The sequence below is a fragment of the Vibrio lentus genome, assembly GCF_002875945.1.
Taxonomy (GTDB): Bacteria; Pseudomonadota; Gammaproteobacteria; order Enterobacterales; family Vibrionaceae; genus Vibrio; species Vibrio apostichopi.
In genome coordinates, this window is the sequence record NZ_MCZK01000067.1 from 1 (window position 1) to 13,458 (window position 13,458).

9 protein-coding genes and 1 pseudogene are annotated in these 13,458 nt (G+C 39.5%); 9 read left to right on the forward strand and 1 reads right to left on the reverse strand.

Annotation, left to right across the window (positions count from 1 at the left end):
• Positions 1–2: 2 nt before the first annotated feature.
• Positions 3–1,820 (reverse strand): hypothetical protein, encoded by a 1,818-nt coding sequence (locus BCT49_RS05285; RefSeq protein WP_102434427.1) that lies wholly within the window; start codon positions 1,818–1,820, stop codon positions 3–5.
• Positions 1,821–2,475: 655 nt separating this feature from the next.
• Here BCT49_RS05285 and BCT49_RS05290 point away from each other — a divergent pair.
• The 9 genes and pseudogenes from BCT49_RS05290 to BCT49_RS05330 all read left to right on the forward strand — a co-directional run bounded on the left by BCT49_RS05290 (position 2,476) and on the right by BCT49_RS05330 (position 13,457).
• A complete protein-coding gene (locus BCT49_RS05290; protein WP_102434428.1) occupies positions 2,476–3,447 on the forward strand; it encodes a hypothetical protein in 972 nt (323 codons plus the stop codon).
• Positions 3,448–3,662: 215 nt separating this feature from the next.
• A complete protein-coding gene (locus BCT49_RS05295; protein WP_133151646.1) occupies positions 3,663–4,370 on the forward strand; it encodes a hypothetical protein in 708 nt (235 codons plus the stop codon).
• Between the two features lie 265 nt (positions 4,371–4,635).
• Positions 4,636–6,670: pseudogene (locus tag BCT49_RS05300) on the forward strand (hypothetical protein).
• A gap of 2 nt (positions 6,671–6,672) precedes the next feature.
• Positions 6,673–7,383, forward strand: a complete 711-nt coding sequence (locus BCT49_RS05305) for an OmpA family protein (protein WP_102434430.1) — start codon at positions 6,673–6,675, stop codon at positions 7,381–7,383.
• Complete coding sequence (locus tag BCT49_RS05310; RefSeq protein WP_102434431.1) at positions 7,380–8,465, forward strand: HNH endonuclease; 1,086 nt, start codon at positions 7,380–7,382, stop codon at positions 8,463–8,465. Before BCT49_RS05305 ends, BCT49_RS05310 begins: the two co-directional genes overlap by 4 nt.
• A 3-nt stretch (positions 8,466–8,468) precedes the next feature.
• Positions 8,469–8,807 carry a hypothetical protein gene (locus tag BCT49_RS05315; protein WP_065205345.1) on the forward strand — a complete coding sequence of 113 codons (339 nt, stop codon included), beginning with the start codon at positions 8,469–8,471 and terminating at the stop codon, positions 8,805–8,807.
• A 9-nt stretch (positions 8,808–8,816) separates the two neighbouring features.
• On the forward strand, positions 8,817–11,405 hold the full coding sequence (locus BCT49_RS05320) for a hypothetical protein (RefSeq protein ID WP_102434432.1): 2,589 nt from the start codon (positions 8,817–8,819) through the stop codon (positions 11,403–11,405).
• Entirely contained in the window at positions 11,405–12,061 is a 657-nt protein-coding gene (locus BCT49_RS05325) for an OmpA/MotB family protein (protein ID WP_102434433.1), read from the forward strand. The genes BCT49_RS05320 and BCT49_RS05325 overlap by 1 nt, the downstream gene beginning before the upstream one ends.
• Positions 12,054–13,457 carry an EH signature domain-containing protein gene (locus tag BCT49_RS05330; protein ID WP_102434434.1) on the forward strand — a complete coding sequence of 468 codons (1,404 nt, stop codon included), beginning with the start codon at positions 12,054–12,056 and terminating at the stop codon, positions 13,455–13,457. Before BCT49_RS05325 ends, BCT49_RS05330 begins: the two co-directional genes overlap by 8 nt.
• Position 13,458 lies beyond the last annotated feature (1 nt).

Genomic DNA, 13,458 nt, shown 5'->3' on the forward strand with positions numbered 1-13,458 from the left:
TTTTACTTGACCACTTCAATCTCGTATAGCGACAATTCATGCTTTAGTTCAAGTAGCTTTCCTAAAGATCTCAAGGCCATATCAAGCATAGTAGAGGTAGAATAGACTCGAGATTCCTTATCTTCTTTTAGGAGAAGGAGTTCTTTCAGAGTCGTTTCTCCCCCCAAACGTAAATTCCCTCTAATGTAGTTACAGTTTAACTCGGTATTTTCATTAAGGAGAAAAATACAAGCGTCGACCACATTGATAATTAACTCTTTTTTGATTCTTGCTTGGTGTTGGTAGCAATGAAAGTGCTGTTGAAGTTTATCGGTATAGTTTTGCATGGTTTTAAGGCAACTAACATTTCGCTCAAGATTTCTAGAAGTCGCTTTATAGTTGCTCGCAATAAAATAATCTAAGGGAGGTATATGGCTTTCGTTCTCTTTTTTGAAGAGCCGTCTTATTAGATTTGTGTTGTTTTCTTTTGTGCTTTTATCTTTAGCCCAGTCATAAACCCTAGGGAACAAGTAGGTGTGCAACCAATGATAGGTAAACTCTGCATCCCACGCTTTTCTTTGGTCAATCTCTACTGGGCTTCCAGCAATATCACTCAAAGGTTCCCATTCAAGTATTACATTATCATTGAGCATTGAACCACTAGATTTTGGATACATGATTAGGTGGTAACCGTAATCTAGATTTTCAGTGTCTCTGTCTACAAAAACTTTAAGACAACCAGGAGCCGAGTCATAAATGAAGTCAGAGCTATCACCATTCGCGATGTCATGAGCATAAGCGTAGTCAATGGTGGTACTCCATAAGCTTTGCTTTATTTCACAGAGTTTGATCTTAAAGTCTGTACTAGAGCGTTCAAATCGCTTTGTTTTAAATTTTGCTTCGATTTTCTTACTACTGCCTAAGTAGTAAGAAAAGGCTTGTTCTAGAACCCAGTCAAGATCATCTACTTCGTTATCCTCGAGAGTTAAGCGAATGTTGGCTAATGACAAATAGTATTTAGTTTCGCTTTTGTACAAGTAGTTAGTGTTACGGAGAGAAGAGGTATGTGCCTTAACTTGTAATAGAGGGATCAATGCCTTTCCATCAATACTAAATGTGGTGCCATGCAAATCTCTCCTTGCAAATGAAAAAATACCACCAGCTTTTATGCCTTCTTTTTCGGTTGGTACAATTAGATCAAGCTGACACGTATTATTTTGGATGTAGATTATGTTATTAACCTTGTTAGTATTTTTTACAGGATACGAATAGGGATAGACATTTTCTGAAAAATCTTGATGGCAGTATCTTGAAGCAATAGTTTCTCCCCAGAACATACTAGTAACTTTAAACGTATTTTTCAGTTTGGCTAGAATAGACGGTTGATCCCAAATCTCACTTCTGATCCCCAGTGAATCAAGCTTTTGTTGAGCCTCATGCCACGAATCCACAAGCTTTGTATCTGAACTGATATCAAAAGTAGTAGCTAATATATACATAGAGGTTTGGTCGGAAAATTTACCTTTTATGAAGTCGTCAACCCATTTAGTAATGTTTCCGGCAGTTACTAACGTGTAGTGTTTACACTGCATCATAAAAAACTTACTCGAGTTAGGTATAGTCCCTTTAATGTCAATGCCTTCCTGTTTTTGACCACTTCTTCCATATATTATTGGATCAATTACCTCAAGACCGCTCAAATTACATTCTTCAGCTATAAGCTTTTGGCATAAGTTTTCAAAGTGACCCCATGGCATGTCAAAGGGTAAGGTATTGAGCTTTATATCTAATGCGATTTGAGCGAGGCTTTGTTGCCAAGCATTTCGTTCTTCTGGAGTCATAGTCTATTCCTTGACGCTGTTTGTATATACAGTGTCAAGGGGTGTTGAATTAAGCAATCATCGTTTGCGGGGTTTGTTAGTGTTTATTACTCACCAAGGTAATTTATGGTTGTGATTTCTGTCGCGAAAGTAACATGTAAGACCGAGTGTATACTCCCGAAATACGGATTGATAAAAATCTATATTTCAATGACATAGTAATCAAATTCAACGCCATCACTGGTACAATGTTTTAAGTTCAGGGAAGTCATAGGATTTTTTGAGTTTGCACTTTGGCAGAGGAGTTAATGACCCACTTAGTTGTCTTGAACGGTAACTAAGGTCAGTTTTCTCTAAAGTAACACCAGAAGTAACATATTAAAACTCTACTTTTATAATTATTATTTTAATCAATTGGATAGGTGTGATAGTCGAGTCCAGTAGCGGCACCAAATTCGTTCTTTATGAACAAGCAAAAAAGCCCACCTAGCGTGGGCTTTTTTGTGTCTGGTAGTATCTAAATTTCGTAAGCTCATAACTTTAATCAACATTTTTCTGCTTGAACCGTAATCTGCTGTATTTTTGGCTAGGCTTTCACAAGCTTATAAACCTCAGTTCGACCTCCCTTTCTAATAATATGCTTTTCAACAAAACGACATCTGTTGAGAGGCCTATCATGTGTAAACAATCTAGCTATAGCAAATACCAAAAGCGTGTAATCAAATTCTTAAATGACCAACTTGGTACCGATACGCCTTTCACTTACGAAAGAACCCAAACAAATCACCTAAAGGTACTTATTGATGGTGTTCCTAAGCCCATTTTTACCGGCTCGACACCGTCTGATTGTAAATCAATTAATAACTTTATGGCTGAGGTAAAGCGTGAAGTTAGAGCGAGCAAAGTTGAAAAGGGTGATTGTAAACCCACTCTTCCATTGCCAACCCCTATTAAGGTATCTAACGATAAGCTAATACAGGGTTGTATCAAATCGCTGCGTACACGCTTGCCTGTTTTGAAGTCCCAAGAAGAAACTCATGTTTTAGAGACTCATGAGTTCGATGGTATCAACTCTAATCGCTTAGAAGTGGTAAAACATTCTATTTCATTCGCACTACAGGCTCGTAAAGACGGTGTTTATATAAAGCGAAATGAAATGAAAGAGCTTGAGCAAGCAATTCTAAAGCATTTAAATTTCATGCTACCAACAATGGCTTACTACTCTGAACTTTTAGTAAATAAAAACAAATATAGTCAGAAAAGTCTTGAACCTTTACCTGCAGAAACAGTGATGAACGAGTCTGATGTTCCAGAGTTTCGAGCTACGACTGTAGTGAACATAGATTCATCCTCAAGAGAGATTGAGGAAGGTGAAAGCCTGACTACTTCTAAAGAGCGAAAAAAGCACGACATAGCTCATTCGGTTAAACAAACCAAAGATTCCGCTTCAGAGTTGATGACTATGTCTACGGACAATCGAGTTAGCTTGTTACGAAATCTTACCAAAGCGCAGGCGCTAACACTCATAGATGACTTAAACCATGCGTTAGCTTTGAACCGCGAACAAGATATCGAAGCCGTCGTTGAGTTAATTCGTGACAAAGACTTACCTCTAGAAGCCATCATTTCTCGTCTAGAGGCAGCTTAGACAGAATAAAATCAACTTACTATCGTTAACTATTTGGTATTAACGGTAAGTACTTAAATGATGAGGGTCTGCTCATCATTTCATTCTAAATATAAGAGAACCGCATTGTGTGTTTGACCCAAGATTATTTTGGTGCGCTAGAAAAAGACAAAGCTGAAAAAGAAGCTGAGCAATATCTACAGTTTGATCAAGTTTGTCTTCAGTATGATATCAACATGGATTTTTTGGTTCGCTCGAATCTGATTTTTCATGAGCAAGCAGGGGAGGAGGTTATCAACACGGTTAGACCGACGGCTCTAGGTTTGCGCTGGTTAGTTTTAAGTTACCAAACTTGTTATATCCACAAGTTGGATATTTCTGAGTTTTTACTTTGGGTAGCTAGACGTCGTTATCAGTTTTATGAAGTATCTTTTTTGGATGAAGCAGATCAAGTGCATGTTGGGCACTTAGAGCTTACTGATCTTAAAACATTTCGGTTTACAGTGCCTTCATGTTATCCACTTGAGAAGACCATCGATATTGAAGATCTTCCAGTTAACTCAAGTGATCATGTATCAAAAAGTTTGGCGTTAAATGATAAAGACCTTGATTCGATATTTTGTAACATTATGAGTTGTCGTTATGTTGTTGATAACCTCGACTCCATCAGGGAGGGTTACTTAACATTTAGAAGCAACTTAGAGCATGAACCGCAGAAGCTACAAAGAGATGTAGAGAAAACTAAAAGTGGCTTAATGAGCCAATGGCTAACTAAAGCCATTGATCAAAATACCTTCAATAATAGATTGAATTCATTAGATAAAAAAACACAGCGATACCTAGCTTGTTACGAAGTTGCTGAGAAAGAGTTTTTTAGATCTTCAATGCCAGACATCCCAGGCTCGATGTTTGATGATGTAATCAATCTGGTTAAACAGAATTGATGCATATTTGTTTATATTTTTGTTATTAACCTTATTAACAGTTTTTGACAAATGTTCAGTTGAATCGTTGGTAGCTTCGGCTATTTTACACGCGAATTCTACTGAATAGTCACACTCAAAATTGTTATTCAATTTATTTATAAATTTGATTTAAGTCATTCTCATTTGGAATGATTTATTAAATAATAAGCTATAACTTTTGAGAATGGCACTCTGTTAATGTAGAATGCCAATGTCTTCCTTCAATACAATCGATTTAATACTTATGACCGAACTATTAGCTTCATTTATTGCTTCATTTTCTGCAGAATCCATTTCAAATGGTTTCATCAATCTAATCCTATTGTTACTTGTTAGTTCGATTGTATTGGCTGTGCTAGGGAAGGCACCTCGATTTACAGCAAGCACGACTAATATTTTAACATCGCTAGGTATCCTTGGTACGTTTGCAGGCATCGTAGTTGGCCTGATGGACTTCGATCCACAAAACATTGATGGCAGTATCGAATCACTGCTTGGTGGCCTAAAAACGGCATTCTTGACAAGTTTAGCGGGTATGGCGGGCTCTATTTTTTACAAAGCTGCATTAGGTTTGATTCCTCAAAAAGAACTAGAAGAATCAAAATCAGTGGGCCCAGAAGAAATATTCTCTGTTATGTCTCAACAGCTGCAGGCATCGACTGAACAGCTGAACGCTTCAAACGAGTTGCTATCAGCGATTAAAGGTGATGAAGACTCATCATTGACCTCCCAAATTAAGAACCTCAGAACTGACATTAATGATGGTCAAAGAACATTAAATGAACAGTTCAAGCAAACGACAGAGCGCAATGCTGAATTCCAGAGCACACTATGGAAGAAAATGGATGAGTTCGGTGAACTTCTGTCTAAGTCAGCAACAGAACAAGTAATCAATGCGCTAAAAGAAGTAATTGTCGATTTCAACGAGAAGTTGACGGAGCAATTTGGTGAGAACTTTAAGCGTTTGGATGAATCAGTTAAGAAACTAGTCGATTGGCAAGAGAACTACCGTCATCAGCTTGAAGATATGGCGACTAAATACCAGTTGGGGGTTGATGCTATTTCATCTACTGAGAAATCTGTCGCCCACATAAATGAGCGAGCGGAAGCAATCCCAGTAAACAATGGAAAAACTTCATCAAGTAATGGAGCTTGGTCATGGCCAAGTGACCGAACTTGAACATCGTTTGGAAGCATTCAAAGATCTACGTGATAAAGCAGTTGAAGCTATGCCACAAATCCGTGAGCAAATGGATACTACAATGAATGTTATTGGTGATTCAGTTAAAGCGGCTTCAACACATTATGAATCAATGCTTAATGAATCACAGACAATCATCGACAATTTTAGCTCTACCGCAAACCAAAGTGTTGATGCTATGCGTACTAACTTGGAAGAGGGCGCAACCAAACTAGCTCAGGAACTTACAACAAGCGCAGAGAAAATTAGTACCCAGTTAGCAGATGCTAGCGAAGACTTTACACAGGTAACTGAAGAAGGTGTTGAAGACATTAAAGTGAGCTTTGAAGCTGGCGTGAAGAAAATTGCTGAAGACTTAGATACAACAACGAAAGAAATCTCAACAACATTGAGTGCTTCATCTCAGCAATTTACAACAACGACTGAAGAAAGCATGAACACAATGAGAACTAATCTAGAGACGGGTGCTCAGGATATCTCTACACAGTTAAGAGAAAGCGCTCAAGACATTGGCGGTAAACTTGCAGAAGCTTCATCTGATATTCAGGAGCAAGTAGGTACGGCAACAGGTGGTTTAAGTAACGTAACGAATCACTTAACTGATACAACAGAACAGATCCGCCAACACCTTGAAGACTCAATTACAGAATTGAATGGTCAGTTGCGCGTGTTAGTTGCTGACATCAAAGATGACTCAAAAGAAACTGGACGCGTGCTTAAAGAAGCTAATCAAGACCTTATTTCAAGTACTAAAGAGCTTCAAATTGAGACAACCTCAGCTATCTCAAAACTGCATGACCGTTTGGAAACCACTTTAGAAGATGTTTTCCAAGTTCAAGCTCAAGCGGTAAGACGTACATTCGATAGTTTAGAAGACCAAATCACAGAATCAGTGGGTAAGACTGGCAGTGCGGTAGAGAAGCAGGTGGAAGTTCTTGATTTACAGATGCAACAAGAACTGAACCGTACAATAAGCGAAATGGGTGAAGCTCTAGCTACCGTTACTCAACAGTTCACTCGCGATTACAAAGATCTTGTGCGTGAAATGAATAACGTAGTTAGCAGTCGAGTAGCGTAATTATGGAAAAGCTATTTGGTTCTTCAAAACGCCCTAGTGATAGCGGTGAACATTGGATGTCAGTTTCAGATTTGATGGCTGGCTTAATGATGGTCTTTCTTTTCATCTCTGTTGCGCTTATGCGAGACGCGATGGTTGAGCGCGATAAGATTAAAGAGGTCGCAGAGACTTATCAACAAACACAAGAAGCTATCTATGTTGCTCTTTTTAAAGAGTTCGAGGTTGATTTAGAAAAGTGGGGGGCAGAGATTGACCGCGATACATTGAGCGTCAACTTCACAGCTCCTGACGTTTTGTTTGCTAATGGTAAAGCGAACCTTACAAGTAACTTTCAAACTATCTTAGACGATTTCTTTCCACGTTATTTGAAAGTGCTCGACAGCTACAAGCCGATTATTCAAGAGATAAAAATTGAAGGGCATACATCAAGTAAGTGGAATCATGATTCAACGGACTATGAAGCCTATTTCAATAATATGCGCTTGTCTCAATCGCGAACCCGCGCAGTTTTAGGTTATGTAATGTTGTTGCCTAACGTTGCCGAACAGCATTATAGCTGGGTAAAAGCTAACGTAGCAGCAGTAGGTTATTCATCTTCTAAGCTGGCAACAAATGAAGAAGGCCTTGAAGACGAAAATCGTTCTAGACGCGTGTCTTTCCGTGTCATCACTAATGCTGAAGAACAGATCCGTAAGATTTTGGGTGCTTCATGAAGTTGAGTATAAGTTTTGGCAGTTTGAAAAATGCGATTAACTTGATGGAGCCTGATCAAAAAGGCGAATTCAAGCTTGAGTTACAAGAGACGCAAATGGAAAAGCTCGATATAGAGCTTGCTGAAGGTAAAGACGTTGAATTAAAAGACGTTGATGTAGATTCGGGCTTATTGAGTTACAAAGGTCGAAATGTTTCTCTCTATATTAAAGCAAACGGCAGCAGTGCTCGTTTCCACGTAGCTGATTGTAAAACGTTACAGAGTATGAGAGCGAACGGTCGCTTTGAACGCTATGTCGTTACTAATGATACATCAGGTGAGTTTATAGTAGCTTCTGGCTATGGAGAGACGAAGGCTAAGCTTAAAGTCTGTCAGAACTGTTTAAGACAGTTGAATTACAAAGGGTGCAACACAGGCACACCGATAAGTTCAATTGTTCAACAATTCGACATGGCTCAATTTTTTGCAACCTACAGTTCATTCTTCCCCCATCTACCTTCTAGGTTAGCTGAAACCGCAGAAACCGGTTATACAGAAGATTGGGCGAAAGTGTCTTCACACTATCGTGTTGAGCGAGATTTTACTTGTCAGCAGTGTCATTTGAAACTTAGAGCACACCGAAATTTGTTACATGTCCATCATATTAGCGGAGTTAAATCTGATAACCGTCCCCAAAATCTAAAAGCGCTCTGTATTGATTGTCATAGTAAACAACCTATGCATTCCCACATGGCTCTTAGCCACGCAGAAAGGCAGTTGATTAACAATTTACGTCAAGAGCAAGGGTTATTAGATGATCTAAGTGGTTGGCAAGAACTATTTGATTATTCGGATCCAGGGGTTCATGGTGTACTTCACGCGTGTAAACAAGCTTGCTTGAATCGCCCTGAGATAAATCACTTCATAATTGATAGGTTTGGTGATTTTGCTGCAAGACTTGAATTAGCTTGGCCTGAAAACAAATTTGGAATTGCGATTTCAGAGAATGATATTGAAGATGCACAAGAAGCCGGGTGGGAGGTCGTATCGGTCAATGACTTCTTGCAAAATTATCGTACGCAAGCACATCATTTAAGAGCATAATCGATGGAAATTACACTAGAGACTATCCTGGAAAGGATTATTGCCGTCAATCATGCGTGGAAACTATCACGAGACGAGTTTGGGCGCGATTTTGTTGCGACCAATTCATTTCGTGATACTAAGTCCTCTTTACAAGCCACACTTATTCGTGATTTTCCTGACAAGGTCTATCTGAAAATTGCGAGTGACTCAGATCAGCACGATGAGGTTATGTATAGTGTGCGGCTAAATTGTGAGGTGCAGATTAATGGTGTACCAAGAAACGATGCTGAACACTTACCCGCCAGAATTGCACAACAAATTTTTACTGAACAAGAAATTACAAAATACTTAAGAACTTAAAGGTTACCCATGTTTGATCATTTTGCTTATATTTCTGGAGATTGGATAACCGATCTAATCATTACTGCAACTGTTGCCCTGTTTGCTTTCTTCTTCATTCGAGCACTAGTGTCTACATATAGCACTAAAGCAAAGCTGAAAAGTATTTTGAAAATAAAGGAATTGAGTGATGACTTAGTACTTAAACCAGAACAGTTAACGCCGGTGCAATTGACTTGGGTGACCGAACATTTAATTTATTCATCACTAGAAGATGATTTTAAAATCGAAACCAATGGTAAGCAATGGTTAAGTAAGTCGCCAATTTCATTTATGGTTCCTAGTTGCGACACTAGCCGATATAAATTAGTGCCAGCACTATTAACGAGTATTGGTATTACCGGAACTTTCTTAGGTATTACTATCGGCTTGAGCCATTTTAGTATGGCTGGGGATTCGAAGGCACTGTTGTCGTCTGCGGCAGAGCTACTCGAAGGCTTGAAAACGGCATTTTATACCTCTTTGGCTGGTTTAAGCACTTCAGCTATTTTTATGGCGTTACTTAAGTGGTCATCAAGTTCAATTTCTAATGCTCAGCAACGTTTCCTACTTAACATTTCAAAAGAGTATTTTGAAGCAAGCGCCGTCTATTACCTGAAAGATATGGGAAGCGAAAGTCAGCGAGATGCTATTAATGCACAGTTGCGCTCCGCGGATACCATTGAATTGATGGGCACAAATATCGCGGATGCCTTATCTAGTTTTGGAGGTGTTGGTCACTCATTCAATGGTGATGTAATCGCGAGTAAAGTATCAGAAGCCATGACTGGAGCAATTGAAACCCAAATGGCTCCAGCGCTAGATGCAATTAAATCCGAACTAAGCACCTTAAAAGATATCAAGGAACAGTCTCAGCAAGAGCTAGTAAGTTTACTTGTGAAAGAGATGAAATCTGAACTAATCGAACCTGTTACAGTTGAACTTCAAAAAACAAGTGAGGCGGTGCTAGAAAGTAATGAAGTGACTGCAGAATTGAACCGCAATGTAGAAAAAGTCGTAACAAGTACGGCTGCCACTGTCAGTACGATTAACGATTTCCAAAAAGAAACCATGGTGAAGCTTCAAGAATTTGCTGAGTCATTAAAAACAATCTTAACGAGCTTCAGTGAAGAAACCCAAGGAGCTATGGGAACAATCGCCTCGGAAGTAAAAGGAATGCTTGGTGATGCAACAGACGGTATGGAAAAGCAGAGAATTGCCTTTGAGCAAAGCTCTCAAACAGCAGCTTCAGCATTCCAGGGCATTAAAGAGTCAATGGACGGTGCGCTGAGCGAACGTCAATCGGCTGAAAAGGCCATGTTTGAGAGCGTGACTAGTCGAATCAATACACTGCTAAGTGAAGTTTCAGATTCTTTCGATAATCAAACGCAAGTCATAACTAAAACGGGTGAAGTAGCTAGTGGTTTAATGACACAAGCTCAGAACGATTTCGAGAAGTCAGTTGAAAGCCGCCGCGAAGGTGAAAAGCAGTTGTTTAGCGAAGTAGAGATGAGAATAGGCAATTTGCTTGAGAGTACTCAAACTGCATTTACACAACAGTCAGACACAATCAAAGAAGTTGGTGAGTCTGCTCAGCAATTAATGAGCCAAGCTCAATCCGATTTTGAGAAGTCAGTTGAAAGCCGCCGCGAAGGTGAAAAGCAGTTGTTTAGTGAAGTAGAGATGAGAATAGGCAATTTGCTTGAGAGTACTCAAACTGCATTTACACGACAGTCAGATACTATCAAAGAAGTCGGTGAGTCTGCTCAACAATTAATGAGCAAAGCCCAATCCGATTTTGAGAAGTCAGTTGAAAGCCGTCGTGAAGGTGAAAAACAACTATTCACTGAAATGGAGAATCGAATCTCACAGCTACTGACGGAGTCTCAAGGTATTTTCCAACAGCAAACAACTACCTTAAAAGAGACTGGCGCTGAAGCAAGTAAACTTATGATTTCAGCTCGTGAAGAGTTAGAACAAGGGTTAGGTGATATCGATGATAAAGTGTTGTCTATGTCTAGAACCGTCCAATCAGAACTAGAAGTGTTCCGTGAACAGTATCAACAAAACTTAACTAAATACTTCAAAGAGCAAAATGATCTGCTTGATAGTAACTTAGGCAAGCAGCGTGATGGTTTAAACGGCGTTGTAGATAATTTCCGTAAAGTATTTGAGGAAGAGTATCAAACTCGCCACACCTTACTTAAAGAACTAACGGCTCAGTACCAGAATTTAGAGAAGTCAGCAGGGACATTAGAGCGTGTCGCGAAAGCTATTGGTCTGAATGATGCGTCAAAAATGGCAGAACTTCAAAACGCAGCCACGACAATGAGTCAAGAAATAAGTTCGTTGAAGAAAGAATACACGACTGCATCGGCAGCATTCACTCAAGTGACAGAAGAACTACCAAAAGCAATGGACGATTACTACGCACGTGCGACTAAAAGCTTTGAAACATTCTTCAACGACTTTGATCATGCCTCGAGTAAGATCCATAACCGTTTAGCACAAGCAGCGAACTATTTGGTCAGTGCTCAAGAGGTACGTCAAGAAGTGGTTCAAGATAAGGCTGAAGCATAATGCGTGCGCTTAGAAATTCCTCTGACGCAGGTGACACTGATGAATCAGGGGTTTGGTTATCTATTGGTGACCTAATGTCTGTCCTATTGATGATATTTGCTTTGTTATTGATCAGTGCTTTAGTACAAATTTCGGAAGTATACGAAGAGAGCCAGAATACTCGAGTGGTTATAATCAAAGGCATTAATGATGCGTTAACGTCAGCAGGTATTGAAGTTAAAGCTGATGGCGAAACGGGTGATATATCAATCACGGATTCGATTCTTTTTGACCTAAATGATCACGAACTGAAGCTATCAGGCCGAGAATTCCTCGAAAAGTTTATCCCTGTTTATTCAAATGTTATTTTTCAGTCGGATGCTACAGCCGATGAAGTAAGCCGCATTGTTATTGAAGGACATTCAAGTTCAGAAGGGGCTTTTGATAGAAATATGGAGTTGAGTGTATTACGTGCAAACAGTGTGATTGCATTTGTAAATTCAATGAAATTTGACCATAAGCATCAATTTTTTGAAAAAGCTGTAATTTCGGGTCGTGGACCCATTGAAGCAAATCAAAATGAAGCAAAAGCAGTAGACCGAAAAGTTAAGTTTAGATTTCAATTCAAAGATGATGAGTTTTTGGGACATTTTTCAGAGGTGAAGAAAGTTGACTAGTAACGGCTATAGCTTTTCTCAACCAGAGCTACCTAAACGAGTCAGCTTACTTGAGCAACCACAAAGTTTAGTTGAACAGAGGCTTGTGGATATGCCTTTACCTAGCTTTCCTGCTAAGGGCCTGTTGGAAATAGTTGAGTTGGTCCAACAAGAAAGATATCAGGACATTCACATCTTTGAGTGGCTTGACGTTCTGCAGGATGAAGGTCAGTGGGAAGAATTAGACCAGGCTACACTCTCGAGCGTGCTACCTAGTGTTTGGAAAGGGATTACAGCAAGCCAGAAGCTCAGTGAAATCACATTCTTCAAAATTGCGTTAGCCTTAGATGGAAAGAAGAGTGATATTGTCCCTGGTATAATCAACTCGCTGGAAATTGTCAAAAACCGTACTCAAATGTTAAGTCGGCATGATGCAATAAAAGCGCGCTGGCTACTTGCCCTGCAAAGTTCTGACTTAGCCACGCTTGCTCGTTATTGCTATGAGTCGGGTTGTACCGCAGAAGATATGCTGACAAATTATCAACTGCCACTTTCAAATGGCTACAGCAATAACATATCCGAATTCCTCTTTGGGTGCCTCGATGTGGCAAACCTAGACAAACAGGACGATCAATGGCTGGCTAGCTACTTCTACAGTTATAAAGTATCTGCTCATCGTATGGATTTTTGTAGAAACTTAATTCTTGAAGTAGGCCATTATAATTATGGAGAAAGCTGTCACCAGATTGTCGAAGCAAATTGCCTTCCATTTAGTAAAAACAGCTATTGGAATCAGTTACCTCATGACGCTAAGGTCATTCTAAAGCAAAAATATGACCTGACTTGTTACTACGACTTACAAACAATATCTTCAATACTCTATTCAAATGAAACCTCTGAAGCATTAGGTTTAACGGAATACGAAGTTAAGCAAATAAAGGACCGTTCATTATTTTGGTCAAACTATAGTTCTCGATTTAGTCGCGTAAGAGTACTACTACCAGTTCAAACTCATGACTATCTTGCTCACAATGACATTGAGTTGCCAGATTTTATCCACCGCTTTGCGGAAGCAAAGCAAAGTAATGTGGAAACCTATGTGTTTGAGCTTGATGGGGTAATTGCTGTTGAATTCCTAAGGGGGGAGACAACAGATACAAGATTCTTCAAGAAGACGAGTATAAACGTACAGCAATTGTTCGATTCGCCTTCGATCTCTGTTGATGCTATTAGAGCTATGTCGCAGCTTGAGGTACATGATCATTTGGATTATTGGCAGCATTTCTGTGAAAAACTTTTGCGCGAAAAATTATCTGTATTACCAAATAGTGGGACTACTCAGTTTAGGGGGCTTTCTGTCGATTTAGGCCGATATTGGGATGATTTTGGCTTAGCAAAGCGGCTCTTCTCCGCTTAGA